This window comes from Amycolatopsis samaneae (genome assembly GCF_039541975.1).
Classification (GTDB): domain Bacteria; phylum Actinomycetota; class Actinomycetes; order Mycobacteriales; family Pseudonocardiaceae; genus Amycolatopsis; species Amycolatopsis samaneae.
Genome location: NZ_BAABHG010000023.1, coordinates 39315 through 63808 on the forward strand (window position 1 = coordinate 39315; position 24494 = coordinate 63808).

Annotated in this window: 22 protein-coding genes; 5 read left to right on the top strand and 17 right to left on the bottom strand. The window is 70.7% G+C overall.

Annotated elements, in window-relative coordinates:
- Positions 1 to 1284 carry an ABC transporter substrate-binding protein gene (locus ABD987_RS40730; protein WP_345407624.1) on the top strand — a complete coding sequence of 428 codons (1284 nt, stop codon included), beginning with the start codon at positions 1 to 3 and terminating at the stop codon, positions 1282 to 1284.
- A gap of 38 nt (positions 1285 to 1322) precedes the next feature.
- Here ABD987_RS40730 and ABD987_RS40735 read toward each other — a convergent pair whose 3' ends face one another.
- The 3 genes from ABD987_RS40735 to ABD987_RS40745 form a co-directional block, all read right to left on the bottom strand.
- The gene (locus ABD987_RS40735) at positions 1323 to 2303 is read right to left on the bottom strand and encodes an ArsR/SmtB family transcription factor (RefSeq protein ID WP_345407626.1); all 981 of its coding nucleotides are present in this window, start codon (positions 2301 to 2303) and stop codon (positions 1323 to 1325) included.
- A 187-nt stretch (positions 2304 to 2490) separates the two neighbouring features.
- Positions 2491 to 3144 (bottom strand): response regulator, encoded by a 654-nt coding sequence (locus ABD987_RS40740; protein ID WP_345407628.1) that lies wholly within the window; start codon positions 3142 to 3144, stop codon positions 2491 to 2493.
- Positions 3145 to 3164: 20 nt separating this feature from the next.
- On the bottom strand, positions 3165 to 4397 hold the full coding sequence (locus ABD987_RS40745; protein WP_345407630.1) for a sensor histidine kinase: 1233 nt from the start codon (positions 4395 to 4397) through the stop codon (positions 3165 to 3167).
- Between the two features lie 151 nt (positions 4398 to 4548).
- On the opposite strand from ABD987_RS40745, the gene ABD987_RS40750 reads away from it, so the two are divergent.
- A complete protein-coding gene (locus ABD987_RS40750) occupies positions 4549 to 5286 on the top strand; it encodes an ABC transporter ATP-binding protein (RefSeq protein ID WP_345407785.1) in 738 nt (245 codons plus the stop codon).
- 5 nt (positions 5287 to 5291) lie between these two features.
- Positions 5292 to 7877 (top strand): FtsX-like permease family protein, encoded by a 2586-nt coding sequence (locus ABD987_RS40755; RefSeq protein WP_345407632.1) that lies wholly within the window; start codon positions 5292 to 5294, stop codon positions 7875 to 7877.
- Positions 7878 to 8161: 284 nt separating this feature from the next.
- Here the strand turns inward: ABD987_RS40755 and ABD987_RS40760 are convergent, their stop codons facing one another.
- From ABD987_RS40760 to ABD987_RS40800, 9 genes are all read right to left on the bottom strand, one after another.
- The gene (locus tag ABD987_RS40760; protein ID WP_345407634.1) at positions 8162 to 8371 is read right to left on the bottom strand and encodes a hypothetical protein; all 210 of its coding nucleotides are present in this window, start codon (positions 8369 to 8371) and stop codon (positions 8162 to 8164) included.
- 69 nt (positions 8372 to 8440) lie between these two features.
- Positions 8441 to 9295 (bottom strand): helix-turn-helix domain-containing protein, encoded by an 855-nt coding sequence (locus ABD987_RS40765; RefSeq protein ID WP_345407636.1) that lies wholly within the window; start codon positions 9293 to 9295, stop codon positions 8441 to 8443.
- Entirely contained in the window at positions 9282 to 9797 is a 516-nt protein-coding gene (locus tag ABD987_RS40770) for a DUF6879 family protein (protein ID WP_345407638.1), read from the bottom strand. The genes ABD987_RS40765 and ABD987_RS40770 overlap by 14 nt, the downstream gene beginning before the upstream one ends.
- 337 nt (positions 9798 to 10134) lie before the next feature.
- Positions 10135 to 10713, bottom strand: a complete 579-nt coding sequence (locus ABD987_RS40775; protein WP_345407640.1) for a TetR/AcrR family transcriptional regulator — start codon at positions 10711 to 10713, stop codon at positions 10135 to 10137.
- Positions 10710 to 12668, bottom strand: coding sequence for a YhgE/Pip family protein (locus ABD987_RS40780; protein WP_345407642.1), 1959 nt, complete (start codon positions 12666 to 12668; stop codon positions 10710 to 10712). The genes ABD987_RS40775 and ABD987_RS40780 overlap by 4 nt, the downstream gene beginning before the upstream one ends.
- Positions 12665 to 13354: a P-loop NTPase family protein gene (locus ABD987_RS40785; RefSeq protein ID WP_345407644.1), complete on the bottom strand. Its 690-nt coding sequence runs from the start codon at positions 13352 to 13354 to the stop codon at positions 12665 to 12667. Before ABD987_RS40785 ends, ABD987_RS40780 begins: the two co-directional genes overlap by 4 nt.
- Positions 13355 to 13510: 156 nt before the next feature.
- The gene (locus ABD987_RS40790) at positions 13511 to 14437 is read right to left on the bottom strand and encodes a GNAT family N-acetyltransferase (RefSeq protein ID WP_345407787.1); all 927 of its coding nucleotides are present in this window, start codon (positions 14435 to 14437) and stop codon (positions 13511 to 13513) included.
- 20 nt (positions 14438 to 14457) lie between these two features.
- Positions 14458 to 15345, bottom strand: coding sequence for a GNAT family N-acetyltransferase (locus ABD987_RS40795; protein ID WP_345407646.1), 888 nt, complete (start codon positions 15343 to 15345; stop codon positions 14458 to 14460).
- Between the two features lie 6 nt (positions 15346 to 15351).
- Positions 15352 to 16230 (bottom strand): class I SAM-dependent methyltransferase, encoded by an 879-nt coding sequence (locus ABD987_RS40800; protein WP_345407648.1) that lies wholly within the window; start codon positions 16228 to 16230, stop codon positions 15352 to 15354.
- Positions 16231 to 16549: 319 nt separating this feature from the next.
- On the opposite strand from ABD987_RS40800, the gene rpsA reads away from it, so the two are divergent.
- The gene (gene rpsA / locus ABD987_RS40805; RefSeq protein ID WP_345407650.1) at positions 16550 to 18040 is read left to right on the top strand and encodes a 30S ribosomal protein S1; all 1491 of its coding nucleotides are present in this window, start codon (positions 16550 to 16552) and stop codon (positions 18038 to 18040) included.
- Between the two features lie 315 nt (positions 18041 to 18355).
- Here rpsA and ABD987_RS40810 read toward each other — a convergent pair whose 3' ends face one another.
- Together ABD987_RS40810 and ABD987_RS40815 are read right to left on the bottom strand one after the other, a co-directional pair.
- Positions 18356 to 19000, bottom strand: a complete 645-nt coding sequence (locus ABD987_RS40810) for a TetR/AcrR family transcriptional regulator (RefSeq protein WP_425551101.1) — start codon at positions 18998 to 19000, stop codon at positions 18356 to 18358.
- Positions 19001 to 19323: 323 nt separating this feature from the next.
- Positions 19324 to 19536 carry a hypothetical protein gene (locus tag ABD987_RS40815; protein ID WP_345407652.1) on the bottom strand — a complete coding sequence of 71 codons (213 nt, stop codon included), beginning with the start codon at positions 19534 to 19536 and terminating at the stop codon, positions 19324 to 19326.
- 214 nt (positions 19537 to 19750) lie between these two features.
- Here ABD987_RS40815 and coaE point away from each other — a divergent pair, with 214 nt between their 5' ends.
- Positions 19751 to 20938: a dephospho-CoA kinase gene (gene coaE, locus ABD987_RS40820; RefSeq protein ID WP_345407654.1), complete on the top strand. Its 1188-nt coding sequence runs from the start codon at positions 19751 to 19753 to the stop codon at positions 20936 to 20938.
- Positions 20939 to 20952: 14 nt separating this feature from the next.
- On the opposite strand, the gene ABD987_RS40825 is transcribed toward coaE, so the two are convergent.
- The 3 genes from ABD987_RS40825 to ABD987_RS40835 are packed head-to-tail and all read right to left on the bottom strand — an operon-like array spanning position 20953 to position 24400.
- Positions 20953 to 21579 (bottom strand): response regulator, encoded by a 627-nt coding sequence (locus ABD987_RS40825; protein WP_345407656.1) that lies wholly within the window; start codon positions 21577 to 21579, stop codon positions 20953 to 20955.
- A complete protein-coding gene (locus ABD987_RS40830; protein ID WP_345407658.1) occupies positions 21576 to 22883 on the bottom strand; it encodes a sensor histidine kinase in 1308 nt (435 codons plus the stop codon). Before ABD987_RS40830 ends, ABD987_RS40825 begins: the two co-directional genes overlap by 4 nt.
- Positions 22880 to 24400 carry an ArnT family glycosyltransferase gene (locus tag ABD987_RS40835; RefSeq protein WP_345407660.1) on the bottom strand — a complete coding sequence of 507 codons (1521 nt, stop codon included), beginning with the start codon at positions 24398 to 24400 and terminating at the stop codon, positions 22880 to 22882. Before ABD987_RS40835 ends, ABD987_RS40830 begins: the two co-directional genes overlap by 4 nt.
- Positions 24401 to 24494 lie beyond the last annotated feature (94 nt).

Sequence of the window (24494 nt, forward strand, 5' to 3'; positions counted from 1 at the left end):
ATGGGGCTCGTCCTCGCCCTCGCGGGTCTGCTGGCGAGTGCCTGTACGGCGGGTCCCGGTGCCGACAGGGTCAGTGTCATCGCGTCGTGGACCGGTTCGGAAGGGGAGGCCTTCGGAAAGGTGCTGCGGGCGTTCAAGGACGAGACCGGGATCCAGGTCGACTATCAGGGCACCCGCGCGGTCGACCAGGTCCTCGCCTCGGACGTGCGGCGGGGTACCGCGCCCGACGTCGCGGTGTTGCCGAACCCGGGCTCGCTCGCCGCCCACATCCGGCAGGGACAGGTGCGCCCGCTGGACGACGTGCTCGGTGAACAGGCGCGGGGCTCGTTCGGCCGGCAGTGGCAGAACCTGCTGAAGCTCGGTACGGCCAACCTGTACGCGGTGCCGGTGAAGGCCGACGTCAAGAGCGTGATCTGGTACAACCGGGCGAGCCTGCCGGGGCCGGCGCCCCGGTCCCTCGCCGAACTCGGCGCGTTGAGCACGAGCCTGATCGCCGCGGGTGCTACCCCGTGGTGCCTCGGCATGGGCGCGCCGCCGACGTCGGGCTGGCCGGGCACCGACTGGATCGAGGACATCCTGCTGCACACGGCCGGGCCCGAGGCCTACCGGCAGTGGTCGGCGGGAACCCTGCCGTGGACCTCGGCGCCGGTCCGGGAAGCGTGGAAGGCGTGGGGAAACCTGGTCACCGTGCCGGGAGCGGTGCGCGGCGGCACGGCGGCGGCGTTGCTGACCGACTTCGGCGACGCGGGGAAGGGACTGTTCACCACTCCGCAGGGCTGCGCGCTGGAACACCAGCTCTCGTTCATCATGGGTCCGTACCAGGCGGTCCGCCGCCCGGACGGCGGCGGTCCGAGGCCGGGTGCGGATTTCGACTTCTTCCGCTTCCCCGGCGCGAACGTGTCGGAGGTTTCGGCCGACCTGGCCGGGATGTTCCACGACACCCCCGCCGCCCGGCGGCTGATGGTGTTCCTCACCTCGGACAAGGCACAGCGGATCTGGCCGGGGATCCCCGGCGGGAGCACGTTTTCGGCCAGCCGCACGGTGGACCCCGGCGTGTACGGCGACGCCGTCAGCCGGAAGGTCGCCGCCACGCTCACCTCGGATCCGCAGCAGTGTTTCGACGCCTCGGACCTGATGCCCGCGACGATGACCGGCGCGTTCTACCGCGCGGTGCTGGAATACCTCAACGATCCCGGGCAGCTGGAAACCCTGTTGTCCCGGTTGGAGAACGTCCGTGGCGGCATCCCGCCCGGCGAATGGCTGGACGTCCCTTGTGGACAGTGAGGGATGGCTGCGCGCGAGCCGGACCGGCCGGCGCGAAGTCACCTTGAAACGGAAGCGTCCTGTCCGGGATCCGCTGCCTGTCCGGGATTGGTGGTCAGCAGCGCGGCGCCGAGCGGGGTCAGCTCGTGCCGCACGCTCCGGCCGGTGCGCGTGCTGCGCACCAGTCCCGCGTCGCGTAGCGCGGCGGTGTGCTGGGAGACGGAGGGCGCGCTGATGCCGGCCAGCCGCGCGAGATCGCCGGTGGTGCGGGGCCGCCGCAGTGCGCAGAGCACCGCCGCCCTGGTCGGGCCGAGCAGCCTGGCCAGCGCGCCGGCCGGCCGGCGGCCGACGGTGCCGGGGGAGTCCCGGACGGGGTAGATCAGGACGTGCCGGTCCGTGTCGCGCCAGGGGGTCATGAACAGCGGGCGGCCCGACCACACCGGGGAAGGCATCAGTTCGATTCCCGCACCGCGTGGCGTGACGTCGATTTCGTTCGGGTGCGGGATCGTCAGCACTCCGTCGTGGTATCTGAGGCCGCGGTGCAGTGAGCTGAACGCGGCCGCGGTGTCGAGTTCGTGAAAGGTCATCGCCCGCGAGGCGATACCGTCGCGGAAACCGGCGTGAAGCCGTTCTCGCCGGGGCAGGATCTCCAGCCGGTGCCAGGCACGCAACGCGCGGTTGACCAGCCCCCGCTCCTCGGCGCCGCCGTCGGCGAGATTCCGTACCCAGAGCGGGATTTCGCGGCCGGGCGGCCAGATCCTGGCCAGCTCGGACCGCAGGATCGCGCGAGGTGTGGCGTCCACCAGCGCGAAGCCGTGCTCGGCGTCCGCGACGAGCGGATCGAGGAAGAGGGGACCGCGTGCCAGCGGGCCCACCATCGGCAGCAGCGGGCCGATCTCCGCCGGCAGTTCCCGGTACCGGCCGGGGTGCGAGTCGCGCAGTCGTTCGCTCAGCGCCAGCACCGAATCCAGCAGCGGTGCCGGGTTTTCGGCGAACCGCACCGTGGCGAGATCCGTGTCGGAGAGGTGGATTCTGAGCACTGTTCCCCCGGCGTCGCCGGTTGACCTTCTGCAAAATTCTAGTTCAGGACAAAAGGCTTGTCGATCGCGGAAACGCTGAAGAAGATGTGTTCAGCGTGCCGGATCGGGAAACCTCCGGGCGTTTCGGGGCCGGGTGGGCGTCGCGACTTGGGGGCGTGGCACCCACCCGGACCCGGGAAAGCGGGTACTACGCGCGGAGGTAGGCGAGCACGGCCTGCACGCGGCGGTGCCCGGCGCCGTCGGTGCTGGGCAGGTCGAGTTTCGTGAAGATGTTGCCGATGTGCTTGTGCACCGCGCCCGCGCCGATCACCAGCAGTTCCCCGATGGTGGTGTTGGAATGCCCCTCGGCCATCAGCGAAAGCACCTCCCGCTCGCGCGGGGTCAGCGTGCGGATCGGGTCGTCGGCCTTGCGGCGTACCAGCAGCTGCGCGACGACCTCGGGGTCCATCGCCGCGCCCCCGGCGGCCACCCGGTGCAGCGAATCCAGGAAGTCCGCGACCTTGCCGACCCGCTCCTTCAGCAGGTAACCGACGCCGCCGCCGGTGCCGGCACCGGCCAGCAGTTCCCCGGCGTAGCTGTCCTCGACGTAGGCCGAGAGCACCAGCACCGCCAGCCGCGGGTGCCGGCGGCGGGCCTCGACGGCGGCCCGCAGGCCCTCGTCGGTGAACGTCGGCGGCATCCGGACGTCGACCACGATCACGTCCGGCGGATCGGCGTCCACGGCGGTCAGCAGGTCCTCGGCGTTGTCGACGGCCGCGGTCACCTCGAAGCCCTCCGTGCCCAGCAGCAGGACGAGTCCCTCGCGCAGCAGGGCGTCGTCCTCGGCGATCATGATCCGCATGGCGGCAGTGGTTCCCTTCCTCAGGCCCCGGTCGGCAGGACCGCGCGCAGCACGGTCGGCCCGCCTTCCGGGCTGGACAGCTCAGTGTGCCCGTCGAACGCTTCGACGCGGCGGCGGATCCCGTTCAGGCCGGTGCCACCCTGCTCGTCGGCCCCGCCGTGGCCGTCGTCGACGACCTCCACGGTGAGGAGATCGCCCCGGATCGTCAGGCGCACCGAAATGTGGTCCGCGCCGCTGTGCTTGGCCGCGTTGGTCAGCGCCTCGGCGACCACGAAGTACGCGGCGGCCTCCACCGCGGCGGGCAGCCGCCGCAGCGATTCGACGTCCACGGTGCAGGGGATCGAGCTGCGGGCGGCGAGCGCGTCGATCGCGCCGTCGAGACCGCGGTCCTCCAGCACCGGCGGGTGAATGCTGCGGACGACGTCGCGGAGTTCGGCGACCGCGTCGGACGCGGCGTTCTGCGCCTTGAGCACCAGCGGCAGCGCCGAGGCCGGGTCGCGCCGCAGCCCGCGTTCGGCGATCCCGAGCATCATCACCACGGCGACCAGGCGGTTCTGTGTGCCGTCGTGCAGATCCCGTTCGATGCGGCGGAGTTCGGCGCCGTGGGCCTCCAGCGCGGCGGCCCTGGTCGCGGTCAGCTCGGCCACCCGCTGCGCCATGCTCGCCTTCGGCGGGGACAGCAGCGCCCGTGCCAGGTATGCCTCGCCGGTGGCCACCCATGGCAGCACGAGGCACGACACCAGCGCCGCCGTGAGCGCGATGCCGAGGTTGAGCGCCGAGGCGGGCCATGAGTCGACGGGCAGCCCGAAGGAGCTCTTCAGCCCGCCGGGGACCAGCCACCAGATGAGCGAGGTGATGAGGTTCTGCACCGCCGCGCCCGGCAGGCCGATCGAGAGCACGCTCAGCGGCAGCGAGGCCACCGGGTGCACGAGCAGCCACAGCAGGTCGCGCCGGGTCGCCGGGTCGGACAGCACGGTGACGATCCGGCCGAGGAACGGCCCGCTCAGTTCCTGGTAACGCTCCGTGACCTCTCGGCCGGTGTAGCGGGAGACCCGCCAGCGGTCGAGCGCGATCAGCTTGCGGACGGCGATCATCAGCGGCGGCAGCAGGGGCAGCGTGAACACCAGCAGCGTGCAGATCAGCAGCGCGCACAGCACGACCCAGGACGCCATCGCGGTGAGGAAGCCGATCGCCAGCGACACGAACGACGGCCACACCCTGGTCAGCGCGTGGCTCAGCAATCTTCCGGCCATTCCTCTCCTGTCATGGTGGAGCGTGCTCTACCACGGATCCGGTATTCCGCGGGATGTCCGGCACCCTCCCGCAAAACCTACCTTCGTTCACGACAGGAAGTGCGAGTGGACAGGAGTGGGGACGGTAGTGGTGTACACACGAACGGAGCCGATGGTCGGCCAGGATCACGCGGTCCGGCTGGCGGGGGTGACCAAGGTCTACGGCGCGGGGGACAGCGCCGTGACGGCTCTGCGCGGCGTCTCGCTGGAGCTGCGGCGGGGCCGGTTCACCGCCGTGATGGGACCGTCCGGCTCGGGCAAGAGCACGTTCCTGCACTGCGCGGCCGGGCTCGACCGGCCGACGTCGGGCTCGGTGCTGCTGGGCGGCACGGAGCTGTCGGGGCTCAAGGAGAAGGCGCTGACCGAGCTGCGCCGGGACCGGATCGGCTTCGTCTTCCAGGCCTACAACCTGGTGCCGTCGCTGACCGTCCTGGACAACATCACCCTGCCCCTGCGGTTCGCCGGGCGCACCGCGGACGCCGCCTGGCTGCGGGAGATCGTCGGCAGGGTCGGGCTGGACCAGCACCTCAAGCGCAGGCCGAACCAGCTTTCCGGCGGTCAGCAGCAGCGGGTCGCCGTGGCCAGGGCGCTCGTGTCCCGGCCGGAGGTGGTCTTCGCCGACGAGCCGACCGGCGCGCTGGACATGCGGACCGGCGCCGAGGTGCTGACGCTGCTGCGCAGGCTCGTCGACGAGGCGGGCCAGACCGTGGTGATGGTCACCCACGATCCGGTGGCCGCGGCGCACGCGCACAGCGTGCTGTTCCTCGCCGACGGCCGGTTCGTCGAGGAGATGCCGTCGCCCACGCCCGAACGCGTGGCCGCGCGGATGACCACGCTCGGGGAGTGGTGAGCGCGATGCTTTCCCTGGCATGGGCGACGATCCGGGCCCGCAGGTCCGCGTTCGTCGCGTCGTTCCTCGCCCTGTTCGGCGGGGCGATCCTGTTCACCGCGTGCGGGGTGCTGCTGGAGTCCGGCATCTTCGGCGGGGTGCCCGCGCAGCGCTACGCCGCCACGCAGGTGGTGGTCGGCGGCAACCAGACCGTCACGCAGCGCATCAAGGTGGGGCCGGGCGGCGAACGCGACGCCAAGCAGGAGAACCTCCCCGAAAAGGTGACGGTCGACGCGAAACTTGCCGGCACCGTCGCGGGCGTTCCCGGGGTCGCCAAGGTGATCGGCGAGGTGAGCTTCCCGGTGTTGGTGGTGACCGCGGACGGCCGGGTGCTGCCCGGCGCGGACGGCGGCCACTCGTTCGGGCACGGCTGGGGCAGCGCCGAGCTGACCCCGTTCGCGGTGCGGTCGGGCAGCGCGCCCGCCGGACCGGGTGACGTGGTGCTGGACGCCGAGCTCGCGCAGCGCGCCGGCGTCACGGTCGGCGCGACCGTGCGGATCTCGGTGCGGGACCGGCCGGAAAGCTACCGCGTGAGCGGCATCGCCGCACCGTCCGGAGTGGACAGGCTGGCCCGGCAGTCCGCGGTGTTCTTCACCGACGACGTCGCGCGGTCGCTGTCCGGTGCGCCCGGCAGGCTGGCCGCGATCGGCGTGCTCGGCGCTCCCGGGAGCGCCGACGATCTTGCCGACGGGGTGGAAAAGGCCCTGTCGGACAACAAGGACGTCACCGTCTACTCGGGAGTCGAGCGCGGCGAGGCCGAGTCGCTGGACGCGGCGCAGTCCCGGCAGATCCTGACGATCATCTCCGGATCGTTCACCGGGTTCGTGTTCATGATCGTGATCTTCGTGACGGCGAGCACGCTGGCGCTGGTGCTGAACCAGCGGCGCCGGGAGATCGCGTTGCTGCGGACCATCGCGGCCACGCCGGGGCAGGTGCGCCGCCTGATCGGCATCGAGACGCTGCTCGTGTCCGGTGCCGGTGCGGTGCTCGGCGTCCTGCCGGGTCTGTTCGCCTCCTACGGGATCCGGGACGCCTTCGTGAAGATCGGCGTCATTCCCGAGGGTTTCGAGCTTTCGGCCAGCCCGGTGCCGATGGCGGCCGCGGTCGTGCTGTGCGTGGGCGCCGCCTGGCTGGCCGCGTGGACCTCGGCGCGGCGGCTGCTGAAGTTCAAGCCGATCGAGGCGCTCGGCGAAGCGGCCGTGGAGAAGGCGAAACTCGGCCTCGGGCGGGCGATCACCGGCGTGGTGCTGCTCCTGCTGGCCGGGGCCGGCGCGACGGCGACGTTGTTCCTCCAGGGGCAGCTGGCCGCGGTGCCCGCCGTGATGTCCTCGCTGATCGCGGTGATCGGCATCGGGCTGCTCGGTCCCCGGCTGATGTCCGGGGCGACCCGGATCGTCGGCGGGCTGATGCTGGGCTCGCGCGCCACCTCCCGCTACCTTGCCGCCCGCAACAGCATGGCGAACTCACGGCGGCTCGCCGCCGCGGTGACCCCGCTGGTGCTGACCCTCGGTTTCTCGGTGACCCAGTTCTACAGCCAGGCCATGCTCACCGACGCCACCCAGGAACAGGCTCGCGCCGCGACCTCGGCCGACTTCGTGCTCAGTGCCCCGGCCGGGATCCCGGCGAGCGCGGCGGCCGCCGCGCGGACGGTGCCGGGGGTGCGCGCGGCGACGCCGCTGGTCGGCAGCGACGTCATCGTGTACGACCCCGACGCGAGCGAAGAACCGCTGTCCAAGGTCAAGGCCTACGGCGTCGACGCCGGGCAGCTGACCGGCACCCTTTCACTGGCGGTGCGCCAGGGCCGGTTCGACGACCTGCGCGGGGACACCGTGGCGCTGAGCGAGTCCGAGGCGTCCTGGCAGGGCAAGCACGTCGGGGACCGGGTCGAGCTGTACCTCGGTGACCGCACCCGGGTGTCCCCGCGGCTGGTGGCGGTGTACGGGAACAACCTCGGCTACGGCGACGTGCTGCTGCCGCAGGACGTCCTGCTCCCGCACACGACCAGCGGCCTGGCCGGTTCGGTGCTCGTGAGCACGGTGGGCACCGCCGACCGCGCCGTGGTGGAACGGGGCCTGCGGGAACTGGCCGGGACCTACCCCGGACTCTCGGTCGCCGACCGGCACTCGCTCACCGTCGCCACCGACGGCGAGCAGGAGGCGAACATCTGGCTCAACCGCGTCCTGCTCGGCGTCATCCTGCTCTACGTCGCGCTGTCGGTGGTCAACACGCTGGTGACCGCGACGCTGGACCGCAGCCGCGAGCTGACCCTGCTGCGGCTGGTCGGCGGCACCCGGCGGCAGGTTCTGCGGATGATCCGGGTCGAGTCCTGGATCGTGGTGGGCATCGCGGTGGTGCTCGGCTCGGCCATCCCGGTGCTGCCGCTGGCGTTCCTCGGCGTCAACTTCACCGGCAGCCCGCTGCCGAGCGGGACACCGCTGGTGTACCTCGGCATCGTGGCGGTGACCGTCCTCATCGGACTGTTGTCGATCCGGCTGCCCGCGCGCCGGGTGGTACGCGCCGGTCTCGCCGACAACAACCTCACTCGCGAGTGACGTCAGGTTTGGTGCCGTACAGGCCGACGCGGGCTACCGCGTCGGCCTGTACGACGTCTTCCCCATCGGGCGCGTGGGGCGAACGACACCCGCCCACTACCCGACAAGCGCGGCGTAGATGTGCTCGTCGAGATCGGCGACGAACCTCTCGGACCGCCACGGCCGAAGCTCGGCCCGCGTCTGCCGGACGCGCTGCGCCGCTACTCGCCCACCTGGTACCGACCTGCGGGTGCGGACTTTTGTAAACGCGTTGTGACCTGCGATTTCCCGGCATAGGGAAATGGTTAAGCAACCTCGGTCGACGCTGTGGCCTGCTCCTCAATCTCACGGATGAGTGCGTGAACCCAAACGCCAGAGTCCAGCCGTACCGGAACCGTGTACCAACGCATCCCCTCAGCGTGCTGGTACTTCTGCACGGTTCCATTCTCGGTGTGGCCATTGCGGGCAATCGCTACCCGCCTACCGGCCAGCTCTCCCTCGCTGGTCTCGAACATGTAAGAACGGTAAGAGCGACAGGAGTGTCAGTGCGAGGTCAAGTCTCAGTCTCGAATAAATTGCTACAGCTACCCGCGCTCTCGCATAAAATCGTCACTCACCGACCGCAGAAATGCGGTAGCGTTGTCACCGGTGAGAGCGTGGCTGTAGAAGAACTCGAACAGGTTCAGGTGATAAGCGATGTCCCGAGGATCACGAAGCACAACTTTGCCTGAGAACAGCTCTGCTGACACTAGTCGTTCGTCGTAGATCACGAAGACGTTCAGCGGTGCGGCTCGCACCTTGGCGGATTGCGGTATGACGGCAATATCCAGGTTTGGTCGCTCTGACATGTTCGCCATATGGGCGCACTGTGCCGCCATGACTTCGCGGTCAACGCGGTTCCATCTAATAGCGTGCTCGGGCATCAGGAAGATGAACCTACGTGACGTGTCCCCTAGTACTTCCTGACTTTCCATACGAGCCCTTACGGCTCGCTGTGCGTTCCAGGAGACATCCCCCGGAACCGTAGGTTCCAGCACTTGCCGCGCGTACTCCTCGGTTTGCAGGAGCCCGCTGGGGATGGCTGGTAGGAACTGGCGGACGATCGTTGACGACTGGGCCAATGCCTTCAGTTCGTCTTGTTGTCGCCAGAGTCCCATCTCTGCGGCAGTCCGCCACGACGTGTGTTGCACGTTCGCTCTGCGGGCAAGCGCGACTAGTTCTCGCTCGATCTCATCCGGTACCTCGAGTGCCTTGAGTAGCCGCTCAACGTCAACCACAGTCGGCAGGATCCGGCCGCGTTCAATGCGGCTGATCTTGGACTGAGACATAGCGCATCGTGCGGCCAGCCTCTCGCCGGAAAGATTGGCCGCCTTGCGAAGTTGCTTCAGAGCGTCGGCTAGTTCAGTACCGCTCTGGGGTCGCTCATCAGGTTGGGGCATATTCGGTGAAGGGGACGGCGTGCTTCAGCGCGGTTTCACGCCATGCGAGGTACTTCGGTAGGTCTGGGTTGTCGACAAGCTCGATGTTCGTAAGCGTTCCGTCAGTGTTGAAGTTCAGATGTACGACGGTCGAGTCATCGAACAGCCAGAAGTCTTGATCAGGTAGCGCTAGATCATTCTCAGTGAGGTCGAGAATGCGGATGTCTTCCCCCGCCTCGACGTTGCCGGGAATGCTCCATGCGAGTTGATACCGCTGGTAGTCCGTCAACGGTTGGCGGACGGTCCTCACGCGACCGAATGCCCTACCGGCCGCTACCCAGTTGCGTACTCGCTCGTGCCAGTCGTCATTGTGACCCGCTGGCTTGGGTTTTCCTGCCAGGAAACGAGCAATACTCGGCTGTTCACTAGGAATGGTGTAGGTCGGTTGAGTCTCGAACCTCCACGCGGACCGTTCGTAGTCCCTGAAGTAGGCCGAGAACGCTTGTCCCTCCAGCAGGGTCACGCAGTGCCTTCCTCTGCCTCAAGAGCCCGCACAGCAGCCCTCAACACGTCTAGCGGCAGCTCTACGGCCACTTCGCCAGGCCCGAGTGTCAACCCGTCAGCCTCGGCTACCAGGGGACCTTGTGCTACGCCCGTTCCCCGATCGGAGATGTAGACGGCTGGGCATGTTTCCTTGTCGCAGTCAGCGCCGGACACCTTGCGTAGTTTCATGGTCACTTGAGTACCACACCCGACGTGCTGAGCGGACCGGCTAGTCACGGTCTCGCATGATCTCGTCATCTTACCGGCGTAGGAAAGATGGTCTTGACCTGCGAAAACGCAAGCGCGAGCTGGGAAGGCTACCTGCCGAGGCCACGGATGAGGACCATGACGGAGTCCCGGACGTCGGCGCGGGTGCGCTTCGGCTGGAAGACCTGCCAGTCGAGGGCGACCACGAGCATGGTGCCGAACAGCCCCGCCGCCGCCGTCGGGATCCGCACCCCCGCCGGCAGCCGCTCCGCCTCGTCCAGCCGCTGCAGCTGCTGCTTGACGATGGAGATGATCTCCTCGCGCAGCAGTGACAGCGTGTCGTGCCACTGGCCCGGTGTCCGCCACAGCTCGCTGACCAGGATCTGCGAGAACCCCGGGTACTGCTGGATGAACTCCAGCGTGGTGTCCACCTGCGCCTCGACGACCTCCAGCGGGTCGGCGTCGGAGACCGCCGCCCGCAGCCGCCCGGCCAGCAGGTCGACGCCGTACCGCAGGAGCCCGTCCACGAGCCCGTCCTTGCTGCCGAAGTTGTAGTAGACGGTGCCCTTGGCCACGCCCGCCTCGGCGGCGATGTCGTCCACGGTCAGGCCGACCAGGCCCTGGCTCGCCGAGAGCCGCAGCGTGGCCTCGAAGAGCTTCTGCTTGGTCGCCTCGGCGCGCGGACTCACAGGGACAGCTCGGGTTTCAGCGCCGACACCGACCACGTCCGGCGTTTACGGGCGGCCAAAGTGGACACCAGGATCCCGCCGACCAGATAGGCCACCAGCACCCCGATGTCGCCGAGGATCTTCATCGACGCCCCGGAGTAGAGCAGATGCCGGAACCCGTCGATGGCGTAGCTCATCGGCAGCACCACGTGCAGCGGGTACAGGGCGTCCGGGATCGTCTGCCAGGGGAACGTGCCGCCCGCGCTGACCAGCTGGAGCACCAGCAGCACCAGGCCGAGGAACTTCCCGACCGCGCCGAAGAAGGCGTTGAGCGCGTGCACCACCGAGGTGAAGGCGAGTGAGACGAGAATGGCGAACCCGATCGCGCCGAGCGGATGCGCGACGTGGATGCCGACCAGCCAGGTCACCGCGCCGAACAGGACGATCACCTGCGCGATCCCGAGCAGCGCCGAGGACAGCCAGCCGCCGATCGCCACCCGCAGCGGGGACGCGCCCGCGGTGAGCGCGCGCGTCGACAGCGGCCGCAGCAGCAGGAACAGCACGAACGCGCCGATCCAGGTGGCGAGCGCGATGAAGAACGGGGCGAGACCCGCGCCGTAGGTCCCCGCCGAGGCGACGCCGTTGGACGCGACGGCGACCGGGTCGGCGATGGTGTTGGCCGTCTTCGACCGGGTCGGGTCGTCCGGGTTCGGGATCTGCGTCAGCCCGGCGGCGAGCCCGTCCCGCAGTTTCGCCGCGCCGTCGGCGAGCTGGTTGGTGCCGTCGACCGCGGTCTTCTCGCCATCGTTGAGTTTCGCGGCGCCGTCACGGAGCTGGTTCGCGCCGTCCGACGCCTGCGCGATGCCGTTCGCGAGTTGCGGCGCGGCGGTCGAGAGCTGCTGTGCGCCGCCGGACACCTGCCGCGCGCCGTTGGACACCTGCCGCGACCCGGCGGCGAGCTTCGCGAGTTCGCCGTTCGCACCCTGGATCTTGGTGTTCGCCTGGTCGACGGGGGAGCGCAGCTGGTCGGCCTTGGCGACGATCTCCTGCACCTTCGCCTCGGGCACGCCCGCGCCCCGCAGATCCTGGGCGAGCTGCGCGCGGTAGCCGTTGAGCTTGCTCTGGATATCGCTGGACGCGCCCGCCGCCAGCGCGGCCGCGTCGGCGACCTTCTGGTTGCCGTCGGCGACCTGCCCGGCGCCGTCAGCGACCTGGCCCGCGCCGTCGGCGAGCTGTTTCGCCTGCGACGGCAGGGAAGTAGTACTGGATTTCAGGGTGCTGAGCCCGGTCGCGAGGGTGCCGCTCCCGGTCGCGAGCTTGTCCGCGCCGGTGGCCAGCTCCCGCTGCCCGCCCTGGAGCTTCGCGGCCCCGTCGGCGAGCTGCCTGGCGCCGTCGGACGCCTCGGAGATCTTGCCGTAGATCGTGGAGAACCCGACGAGGAAGCGGTCCGCGGCCTCGCTGCCGACCTTTTCCGCGATCGTCTTGCGGACCTGCTCGGCGACCTGTTTCGCGATCGTGCCGGACAGATAGTTGTTGGAGTCGTTGGTGGTCAGCGTGATGGTGGCCTGCTGCGGCTCGAAGTTGCCGACCGACAGCAGCGCCGCCGAGAAGTCGTGGGGGACGCCGATGACGAACGAGTACGTGCCGTCCTGCACCCCCTTGGCCGCCTCCTCCTGGGAGACCTGGTGCCACTGGAAGGTGCCGGACTTGACGAGCTCGTCGGTCACCTCGCGGCCGATGTTGCGCTCCTTGCCCGCCGAGTCCTTCGCGCCCGCGTCGCTCGTGTAGACGGCGGCGGGCAGCTTGTCGAGGCGGCCGTAGGGATCGTGGTTGGCGTAGAGGTAGAAGGACGCGTACAGCAGCGGCACCAGCACCAGCGCGGCCATCGCGAGCTTGGGCAGGGTGCCCGCGCTGAGCCTGCGCAGTTCGTTGGCGGCGATGCGGAAGGCGCTCGTGCCGCTCGGGCGGGAAGTCATGCCTGGTCTCCTTCGGCGCTCAGCTCGGCGGTTTCGGGGCCGGGCGAGCACCGTTGTGGTTCGGGCTGGTCGGCCGACCCGATGCGGGCCGGCGGGTGGGGGAGAGCCGATTCCGGCGTCGTCGCGGTGAGTACCACGACCGCGAGCCCGCGCTCGGCGTGCTCGCGCGCGATCCGCGCCCAGCTGCCGACGTCGCTGGTGTGCCGGTCCGGGGTGTCGAGGACGAGCACGCGCACGCCCTCGCGCCCGGCGGCCAGCGCGGTGAGCAGCCGGGTCCGCAGCGCCGGTTCGAGGTTCTCGAAGCGGGTGGAGGCGAACGCGGCCGCGTCGTGCTCGCTCAGCCAGCGCTCCGCGTCGGCCTTGGCGGCGGGGCGGTGCGCCAGCGCCAGTTCCTCGCCGACGACGACACGCAGGGTCAGCGCGCCGTCGGGTTCACTGACCCCCGGGGCGTCGACCACCGCGACGATCTTGCGAAGATCGCCGGTGGCGTCGGCGGCGTGGTTGACGGTCACCGTGCCGGTGCTCGGCTTGAGCCGTCCGGCGAGCGCGAGGCCGAAGGCGGTGACGCCGACCCCTGGCTCGCCGTGCACGAGGGCCAGGTCGCCGGCCTGGACGGTCAGCGAGGTGGGGGGTAACAGCGTGCCGTGGGGCCCTTGGAGGGACACCCTGTCGGCTCGAACCTGCACGGGAACTCCAGCGTCGGGATCACTTTTGAACTGACCGGTCAGTTCAAAAACGTAGACCTCCGCGCGGGAGGACGGCAACACCGTCCGGCTCACGTCACACCTGCGGGTGACCCCGCTGCGGGGGAATCATCGCAAACCGGTCGGTGCGGCGCCGGATCAGCGCAACGCGGACGCGGGACGCACCTCCCAGGACGTCCATAGTGGACGATACCCCTGCCGGTGCCAGAACACCGAGGACAGCGGATTGGTCGGGTTGTAGTAGAGGTACGTCCCCGCCGCGCCCTCGTCGTGGAAGACCGCGTGCACCCGGGACATCAGCGCGCGGCCCACCCCGGTGCCGCGGTGGCCCGGCGCGGTGACGACGGTGTTGACGAAGCCCCAGTGCCCCGGCGGCAGCAGTTCCGCCGCCTCGCTGCCGGGGGCCGCGTCCAGCCACGCGCACTGGGCACAGGCCACCGGCGCGCCGTCGCGCTCGGCGAGCCAGACCGTGGGCGGCTCCCTGGCGAGGTCCTCCCGCAGCGCCGGGGCGAGCAGCGCCGCCGCGTTGGGCCGTCGCGGCGCCGCGACCAGCCCGGTGTAGTCGAAGGTCGCCGCGGTCAGCGCCAGCACGCTGTCGAAGTCCGCCGCGGTGGCGCGCCGGATCCGGACGCCGTCCGCGCGCGCGGGCGCGGCCGGTGCCCCGGCCCGGACCGCCAGCGCGGCCAGCGGCACCATCCCGTGGTCGAGGAAGGCCCGGATAGCCTCCGCGTCCCGGCTGGGCCAGTTGACCACGCACGCCGAGTCCGCGCCGGGCCGTTCGTGGTCCAGCCGCGCCCGCCAGGCGCGCAGCAGCGCGTCGGCGCCTTCGGTGCCGGTGTCGCCGAAGTACGGGAACAGCTGCCAGGTGTCGGCGGCCGACCAGAGCATCGGCGCGTCGTCCCGCCCGTGGCGCTGCCGTTGCAGCACCCCGGTGACCCGCCTGCCGTCCGCGGTCGCCGCGTCGAGCCGCTCGCCGGCGGCCGGTGGGGCCGCGCCGGGCAGCAGCGGGTCGAGCGCCGCCAGCCGCGCGCGGTGCGCGGCGAACAGCTCGCCGGTGATCTCCATCCTCGCCCCTCGCCGATCGGTCACCCGCCGCCCCGTCGCCGGGCCCAGGTCGTCCACAGTGGACGATAGCCCTGCCGGTGCCAGAACACCGTCGACAGCGGGTTGGCCGGGTGGTAGTAGAGGAACGTACCCCGGACCCCCGACAAACCCAGTTCCCGATGCGCCGTCGCGGCGAGGACCCTGCCGATCCCGCGGCCCCGTGCGGCGGGGGACACCGCGAGCGTGCCGAGATGCCCCCAGCGTCCCTCCGGCAGCGTGCCGTCGCCGGGCGCGACGCGGGACGTCCCGCCGAAGGCGACCAGCCCGGCGGCGACGCCGTCGCGGTCCGCGAGCAGGATCCGCGCGCCGAACCGCAGTCCTCGCCGGGTTTCCGCGGCCAGCAGCGCCGCCGCGCCCGGCCGCCGCACGCTCGGCCCGACCAGCGCGGCGTACTCCAGTTCGGTCAGCCTCAGCGCGACGATCTCCTCGACGTCGGCCTCCCTCGCCGCGCGCACGGCGATCCCGGGGACGCGGTGACCGGGCACGGGCGCGGCCGGTCGCACCGCCAGCGCGACCTCCGGCGCGAAACCCCGGGAGAGGAGGACCTCGGCGACCGCTAGGTCCCGGCTCGGCCAGGTCACCACGCGCGCGCTGTCGTGTTCCGGATCGCCGGCCCGGCGCGCGTCCCACGCGTCAAGCAGGGCGCCGACACCGGCGGCCGCGTCCTCGCCCGGCACCGGGCTCAGCCGATAGGTCACCGACGGGCCCCACAGCGCCCGCCACGAGGCCGGCGCCACGACCGTCCTGGTGAGCACGCCGAAGTCCGGGCCCGACCTCAACGGCACACCGCCTGCGGGCAGCGGGACGGGCCGCAGCAGGGGATCCAGCGCGGCGAACCGCGTGTGCCAGATCCGCCGCGGCGCCGCCACCGGGGCTCAGTCCCGGCGGGTGCGGAAGATCGCGGTGCCGGGGAAGAGCTTGCCCCGCAACGGGCTCCACTGGCCCCAGACGCGTTCGTGTCCCGCCGGCCACTCGGGCTCGACGAGGTCGTGCAGCGCGAACCCGGTGGCGGCCAGCGCGCGCACGTAGTCGCCGAGCGTCCGGTGGTACTCCACGTAGGTCGCGGCGCCGTCGTCGTCGACCTCGACGTACGGGGTCCGGTCGAAGTAGGGCTGGGTGACCGTCAGGCCCAGCGGGCCCGGGTCGTCGGGGAAGATCCACCGCAGCGGATGCGTCACCGAGAAGACCCACGGCGCGCCCGGCCGCAGGACACGGCGGACCTCCGCGAACACCGTCTCCAGCGACGGGACGAACGGCAGCGCGCCGAAGGCTGAGCAGGCGATGTCGAAGCTCGCGTCCGCCAGCGGCAGCCGTTCGGCGTTGGCCTGCACGAGCGGGACGTCGAGACCGGTGCGCGCGTTGCCGGCGCTGGCGTGCCGCAGCATCCCGGCGGACAGGTCGGTCGCGACCGCGTGCGCGCCCTCGGCGGCCAGCCAGCGCGCGCACGCCGCCTGCCCGCAGCCGACCTCGAGCACCCGGCGCCCGCGCACGTCGCCGAGCAGCCGGGCGTCCGCCTCGCGCAGCCCCTCCGGGCACCAGACGAAGTCGGCGTCGCCGAGGAACGCGCCGTGGGTGGCCTGGTAGTCGTCGGCGTCGGCGTCCCACCACGCGAGGTTCGCCGAGGCCGCCTCGCCGCCGCCGACCGTCCGGTAGGCCACCCCCGCCGTGCCCAGCCGCTCTTCGGCACGCGCGTGCCGGTCCTCCGGCGCCGGTTCGGTGCCCGCCTCCGCGCCGAGGGTGGTTCCCTGCTCCAAGCCAGTCCTTCCCGAGTACGTTCTCCCAGCTCGGGAGCGTCTGGCGACAGCCTATCGCCCGGCGCGGACGCCGGTGCGGACCCTGATTGTGCCCACTACCGGGGGCCGCGTAGGATACCTGTTAGCGCAGTGGGTTCGCGCTGCCTTCCCCTCAGGCTCGCCTCGGCGGGCACCGGGGATCGGGGAGCGCACCGTGTGCGGGAGATGCCGCGGTCGTTCACGGGTGGACGTTTGCTTGTGGGGTCCTCGTATGCTTCCGAGCCCGCGGCGCGGCCAACTGCACACCCACTACTTCCCATCCACCGGAGCAACCCGCCTAATGACCACCGACACCGCCACCGCCCCGACCGCCCCGACCGGGGCCCCGCAGGTCGCCATCAACGACATCGGGTCGGAGGAAGACTTCCTCGCGGCTATCGACAAGACGATCAAGTACTTCAACGACGGCGATATCGTCGAAGGCACGATCGTCAAGGTTGACCGCGACGAGGTCCTGCTCGACATCGGCTACAAGACCGAGGGTGTCATCCCCTCGCGCGAGCTTTCCATCAAGCACGATGTCGACCCGGCTGAGGTTGTCAGCGTCGGTGACGAGGTGGAAGCGCTTGTCCTGCAGAAGGAGGACAAGGAAGGCCGCCTGATCCTGTCCAAGAAGCGCGCGCAGTACGAGCGCGCCTGGGGCACGATCGAGGAGCTCAAGGAGAAGGACGAGCCCGTCAAGGGCACCGTCATCGAGGTCGTCAAGGGCGGCCTCATCCTGGACATCGGCCTCCGCGGCTTCCTGCCCGCCTCGCTCGTCGAGATGCGCCGTGTGCGCGACCTCCAGCCCTACGTCGGCCGCGAGCTCGAGGCGAAGATCATCGAGCTGGACAAGAACCGCAACAACGTGGTCCTGTCCCGTCGCGCCTACCTCGAGCAGACCCAGTCCGAGGTGCGCAGCGAGTTCCTCAACGCGCTCGCCAAGGGCCAGGTCCGCAAGGGCGTCGTCTCCTCCATCGTCAACTTCGGTGCCTTCGTGGACCTGGGTGGCGTGGACGGCCTCGTGCACGTCTCCGAGCTGTCCTGGAAGCACATCGACCACCCGTCCGAGGTCGTCGAGGTCGGCCAGGAGGTCACGGTCGAGGTCCTGGACGTCGACATGGACCGCGAGCGCGTCTCGCTGTCGCTGAAGGCGACCCAGGAAGACCCGTGGCGCCAGTTCGCCCGTACCCACGCGATCGGCCAGATCGTGCCGGGCAAGGTCACCAAGCTCGTCCCGTTCGGTGCGTTCGTGCGTGTCGAGGAGGGCATCGAGGGTCTGGTGCACATCTCCGAGCTGGCCGAGCGCCACGTGGAGATCCCGGAGCAGGTCGTCCAGGTCAACGGCGACGTCATGGTCAAGGTCATCGACATCGACCTGGAGCGCCGCCGGATCTCGCTCTCGCTGAAGCAGGCGAACGAGGGCGTCACCCCGGAGACCGAGTTCGACCCCACCCAGTACGGCATGGCCGCCGAGTACGACGCCGAGGGCAACTACATCTACCCCGAAGGCTTCAACCCGGAGACCCAGGACTGGGAAGAGGGCTTCGACAAGCAGCGTGAGGAGTGGGAGCGGCAGTACGCCGAGGCCCACACGCGCTACGAGCAGCACATGGCCCAGGTCAAGAAGGCCGCCCAGGCCGACGCCGAGGCCGCGGCGGACGCCGCGACCGGCATCGAGGGTGGCGACCAGAGCTACACCTCCGCTCCGGCCGAGTCCAAGAGCGGCGGCACGCTCGCCAGCGACGAGCAGCTCGCGGCGCTCCGCGAGAAGCTGTCCGGCGGTGCGTGAGCACTGAGCACCAGCTGACGAAGCGCCCCCGGTCCACGGACCGGGGGCGCTTCGCCGTATCGGGGCTCGTTATGTCACGCGCGTTCCGGTGTCGCTGGGCGGGGAGTGCTGAAGGACGCCATCAGTGCGTTGAGTGCACTGAAAGCGTCCTTCAGCTCGCCCAGCGCACCGAAGGCGTCCTTCAGTGCGGGGCCGCCGCACCGAGGGACGCCCTTGGTGCCTTGAGCGCGACGAGGGCGTCCCTCGGTGCATCCAGCGCACCGAAGGCGTCCCTCGGTGTCCCGAACGAACCGGAAACGGGCAAGCGAGAGGTGCTCAGGAGCCGTCGGTGTTCCGCAGGCCGAGACCGGTGATCGTCGATCGGACACCGGAGCGGTAGACCTCTTCGTAGGCCTCGTCCGTCGGCGAGAGGAACCAGCCGGACACCGGCGGTCGCGAGCGCAGGGTCAGCTCCATGCTCATCAAACCGTGCATTGTGGACCACAACTGGTATCCGGCGGTTCGCGCGTCGATTCCCGGCGGGGAAACTCTGCGCACCTTGTCGATGAACAATTCGAACGTCGTCCGCAGTACCACGGCGCGCAGACCGGGATCGGGATTGAAATCCGGCAGCGGTCGTTCGAACATCAACGCGTATCGGGCCGGGTTCGCCCACGCGAACGCGCGGAACTCCATGGCGAGACCGAGCAGATCCGCGAGTCCGTCTTCGGTCTCCGGCGGAAGTGATTCCAGCATTTCCCGCAGCAGGTCGAAGGTGCGTTCGTAGAGCGCGTCGTACAGACCGCTTCGCCCGCCGAACCTGGTGTAGACCGCGATAGTCGAGGCGCCTGCCGCTTCCGCGACGCCGCGGATGGTGAGCGCCGTGGGGCCCCGATCCAGCAGCACGGCGAGTGCCGCGTCCAGAAAACGCTCACGACTGTGGTGTTCCGCAGGTTGCATGGACAGGTGCCGGATGGCCACGACCCGCACCCCCTTCGCATCCGCCGTTCACCGGCGTCGAAGTCCGCCTCGGTGCAGAAGATACGATATCCGGGCCCGCTTGGGAACTTGCCGTTTGCCGATGAGATCGAAAATAGGCCGACCAGCACAACCGGCCGACCTGCGTGACTGGTTGCTTTCGGCCGGCCCGGTATCCACCGGCACGGTATCGACGAGATCGAAAACGGGCGTGATCCACGAAGCCCGCCGGACCGCGTGCCCCGCTTGTTTTCGGCCGGTTCGGTTCTCCTGGTACACCAGTGGTCCGGACCACTGGTCCGGCACGGTTTCCGAATGGCGACCGATCAGGATGTGGCGGGCACCCAGATACGTTCGATCGCCGCCGCCCGCGCCTTCCGCCGCAAGCCCGCGAGACTGTGCTTCGCCGGGACCAGGAGCGCGCTCCACCACGTGCGCCGGTACTCCTCGAGCGCGAGTGCGACGGGGCGGTACTGAAGGCAGTGCACCAGCCCCGGCGTGCCGAGCCGGTGCTTCCCGACGCGCTTGCTGTCCGCCATCGTTCCTCCGTGTGGGCGACCTTCGCCGCGCACGGTACGCAATGGCCGCGCACATCCGTGGTAATCACGCGGCGTGTCACCCGTATCAGTTCCATCACGCGCCACAAGCATCTTGCCATTCCGGAGCAGGTGTGCAGCGGACCGTGCGGGTGCACGTGCGGACAGTGACCCGTCCCCTGATCGAGTGGCGGTCCGGGCTGGCTAGGGTGAACCCATGCTGCGAGTAGGCTTGACCGGTGGGATCGGCGCCGGGAAATCGACGGTGGCCGACCGGCTGGCCGAGCACGGCGCGGTGCTCATCGACGCGGACCGGATCGCCCGCGAGGTGGTGGAGCCGGGCACCGACGGCCTCGCCGAGATCGCCAGCGCCTTCGGCTTGGACGTGCTGTCCCCGGACGGCTCGCTGGACCGCGCCGCGCTGGCCGCGAAGGCGTTCGCCGACGAGGACTCGCGCAAGCGGCTCAACGCGATCGTCCACCCCCGCGTGGGTGTCCGCACGGCCGAGCTGATGGCCGCGGCCGCGCCGGACGCGATCGTCGTGCACGACATCCCGCTGCTGGTCGAGGGCGGCCTGGCCGCCGCGTATCACCTGGTCGTCGTGGTCGACGCGCCGGTGGAGACCCGGGTACGCAGGCTGGTGTCGGCCAGGGGGATGGCCGAGGAGGACGCGCGGGCGCGGATCCGCGCGCAGGCGAGCGACGAACAGCGCCGCGCCGCCGCCGACGTGTGGCTCGACAACGGCGGCGCCGCCGACGTCGTGCTCGCCGAGGTCGACACGTTGTGGGCCGACCGGCTCGTGCCGTTCGAGGCGAACCTGCGCCTGCGCCGCCCCCGCCCGCCGATGTCGCCGAGGATCGACGAGTACGACCCGGCCTGGCCGGTCCACGCCGAACGGCAGCTGGCGCGGATCCGGCAGGCCGCGGGCGCCCGGCTCGTCCGGGCCGACCACATCGGGTCGACCTCGGTACCGGGGCTGCCCGCCAAGAGCATCCTCGACCTCCAGCTCACCGTGTCCACATTGGACGACGCGGACGCGATCGCCGACGCCCTTTCGGACGCCGGATTCCCCCGCGCGGAAGGCGACTGGTGGGACGATCCGCAGGACGGCGGCACCGAGCCGTGGTGGAAGCGGATGCACATGGGCGCCGATCCGCGCCGTCCGGTCAACCTGCACGTCCGCACGCCGGAGACGCCGGCGTGGCGGCTCGCCCTGCTCTTCCGCGACTGGCTGCGCGTGCACCCCGAGGAGCGGGACGCCTACGCCGGTCTCAAGCGGCGGCTGGCGGACGAGCACGCTGCCGACGGCACGGTCGAGCACTACGCCGAGGAGAAGCAGGGCTGGGTCAACGCGGCGTTCGTCCGCGCCGGGGCGTGGGCGGAAACCGTCGACTGGACGCCCTGACGGCGTCGTGCCGCTCAGCCGCCGAGCAGGCCGCGTTCGAAGGCGACGGCCACCGCGGCGGCGCGGTCCTTGACACCGAGTTTCGCGTACACGTGCAGCAAATGGGTCTTCACGGTGGCCTCGCTGATGAACAGCTTCTTCGCCGCTTCCTTGTTCGTCGACCCGCGGGCCACCAGCGCCAGCACCTCGATCTCGCGCTGGCTCAACGGTTCCCGCGCGGGTTCGCGCATCCGGCCCATGAGCCTGCTCGCGACGGCGGGGGAGAGCACCGCCTCGCCCCGCGACGCCGCGCGGACGGCGCGGAACAGTTCCTCGCGTGGCGCGTCCTTGAGCAGGTAGCCGGTGGCCCCGGCCTCGATCGCGGGCACCACGTCGGAGTCGGTGTCGTAGGTGGTCAGCACCAGCACCCTGGCCGGATTGCCCAGCCGGGCGAGCTCGGTGATCGCGGCGACCCCGTCGGTGCCGGGCATCCGCAGGTCCATCAGCACCACGGCGGGCCGCAGCCGTTGCGCCAGAGTGACGGCCTCCGCGCCGTCACCCGCCTCGCCGAGGACCTCGAAGCCGTGCTCGCCGGTGAAGATGCCGCGCAGCCCGTCGCGGACCACCGGATGGTCGTCCGCGATCAGCACGGTGATCGTCATTCGTCCCCCTCCCCGTTCGCGGCGACCGGTTGCGCGCCGATCGCGGGCAGACCGGCGGAGATCGCCGTGCCGCCACCCGGTTCGGACTCGACGTGCAGCGTACCGGCCAGCCGCTGGACCCGGCGCCGCATCCCGGGCAGACCGAACCCGCTTTCCTTCTCGGCGGGCCGCGGTGTGTCGCGGGTGTCGAAACCGACGCCGTCGTCGCGCACGTCCAGCGTCACCTCGTCCTCCATATAGGACAGGGTGAGACCCACCCTGGCCGCGGCGGCGTGTTTGTCCACATTGGACAAAGCCTCCTGGGTGATGCGCAGCAGTGTCGCCTCCAGCTCGGGATGCAGCACCTGAGCGGTGCCGGTGGTGGTGAACGTCGTCGCGATGCCGGTGCGTTCGCTCCACTGCCGCGACACCTCCGCCAGCGCTTCGGGCAGCGTGGCCGATTCGAGCGGCTCCGGGTGCAGCGCGTGCACCGAACGCCGTGCCGCGGTCAGGTTCTCCCTCGCCAGCGCGGTCGCGGCGGCCAGGTGACGCTGCCATTTCTCCGGGTGTTCCCTGGCCTGCGCGACCGCTTCGAGCTGCGTGATGATGCCGGTGAAACCCTGCGCGAGGGTGTCGTGGATTTCCTGGCTGAGCCGCTGGCGCTCGTCCAGTACCCCGGCTTCGCGGGCCTGGCTCAGCAACTGCCGGTGCAGGCCCGCGTTCTCCTCCGCCGCGGCGGTCAGCTGGTCGAGCATGCGCCGCCGCTCCTCGTTCTGCCGCGCGACCGCGGCCGACAGGAGACCGCCCCCGGCGATCGCCACGGTCTGCACCACCATCACCGCGAGCCAGATGCCCGGCTTGGCCGCCAGCGCGCGCAGCGGGCCGCCGTTGGGCAGCGTGTTGATCAACAGGGACACCACGGCGACGCCGAGGATCGCCACCGGGACGGGCCGCAACTTCATCGCCTGGAAGAACCCGAAGATCATGAAGATCAGGAAGTAGAGGTCGCGTGCCTCCAGCGCCGAGGCCAGCGCGACGAAGCAGACGAACGCGAAGAGCGCGAACACCGGGTTCACCTGCCACCTCGGCGGGGGCAGGGTGACCGTGAGCACGACGCAGGCCAGCGCCGCGACGACGAGCCAGAGCGTGTTCCCTGGCTCCGTGCCGTCCTGGTGGGACAGGTGCAGCAGGGTCGGCACCGCGAGCAGCACGTAGGGCAGGATCCGCTCCGACCTGCCGAGCCAGTACTGCCACGCCGTCGGTACCCCGGAATGGAGCGCGGGCGGCCAGAGCGGCGCCCGCCAGTCCGTCTTCCCGCCGGTCACGCCTTCATGTCTCTGAGCTGGGGCCAGATCTCCGGCCATGCCGCGGTGCGGCCGGTGACCAGCCAGATCGGCAGGTGCCTGCTGGCGTTGCGCACCCCGAGCGCGTTGTCGACCCTGCCGACGATCTGGCCGCTGGTGAAGTGCCGGGTCAGCTTCCTCGGGTCGTAGCCGACGAAGAGCACGGTGTCGACGTGGTCCCCCGGCCGGCCGAAGTACCAGAACCCGCGGCTGGGGCTGTACGCCTCGGGGAGCCCGCGCTCGGGGCCGTACCGGCCGAGCGCGCCCGCCTGCCAGTAGCCGGCGGTGACGAGCGCGGTGTGCTCCCGTTGCCCCGGCGGCAGGGTCCGGTAGACCTTCGCGACCGAGTCGGCGAGGTCGGGCCAGCCGATTTCCTCGGCCGCGTAAGCCGGGCGAGGGGCTTCGGGATGATCGGCGATCCAGTGCGCCGGCCACACCGGAAGCGCGTACGGCAGGCTGTAGAGCGCGGAAAGCGCGAACACCGGCCAGGTCGGCACCCAGCGCCACCACAGCGCGGGACGCCGCTGTTGCAGGTGTACCGCCGCCGCGGCCCACAGCACGCCGAACATGCCCGCCGCGTAGTAGGCGCGGCCGTTGGCGAGGACGAACACCGCGACGACACCCAGCGTGGCCCAGCCGAGGAACCGGTACGGCCGCAGCCGTTCGCTCCCGAGCAGCACACACAGTCCATAAAGGACACCGAGGGCGCCGGTCACCAGTCCCGCGCCGGTGAGCAGACCGGGCAGGAACGCGCCCCGGCCCCCGGCCTCGGTGACCTCGTTGCTGACGGCGTCGCCCATGCCCAGCTGCGGCCAGCCGTTGGTGGCCTGCCAGAGCACGGTCGGGAGAAGCGACAGCGCCGCGATTCCCGCGCCCGCCCACAGTTGGGGACGGCGGAACAGTTCGCGTGGCCCGAAGACCAGTGCGGCGATCGCGGTGACGAGCCAGAACGCGCCGATGAGAACCTTGATGTTCAGCGCGACCGCGGTGGCCACGCCGAGCCACAGCAACAGCGTGTCGTCGCGGGTGCGGACCCAGCGGACCAGCAGCCACAGGATCGCCGTCCACAGCAGCGGGTCGATGGTCGAGGTCGCCAGGTAGTGGCCGCTGCCGACGAACTGGCCGCAGATCGCGTACGCCGCCGCGGCCCGCGTCTGCGCCCGGCGTTCGCCGCCGAGTTCGCGGGCGATGAGCGCGGTGACCACGACCCCGCCCGCGGTCGCGAGGATCGCCGGGATCCGGAACGCGACCAGCGATCCCGGCGCGACCGAGTTCATCAGCCACGCCAGCGCCGGGAGTACCGGCGGCTGGTCGGCGTAGCCCCAGGCCAGATGCTTGCCCGCGGCCAGGAAGTACAGCTCGTCCCCGAAATAGCCGTATCTGCCCGCGGTGAGCAGCAGGACGGTGGCCGTCCCGGCGGCCAGCAGGGCCACCGGCAGCTTGGCGAACGTCGCGACGTCGGCGCGTGGCTTCGCGGGGGCCGTGGGGACGGCTTCCATGCTGCTCCTCGCGTTCGGGGTCGGTGTCGGGCCGTCCTCGCACCCTACGTGTGCCCGGCCCGGCGCCGTGGCCGGGACCACGGCGCCGGGCACC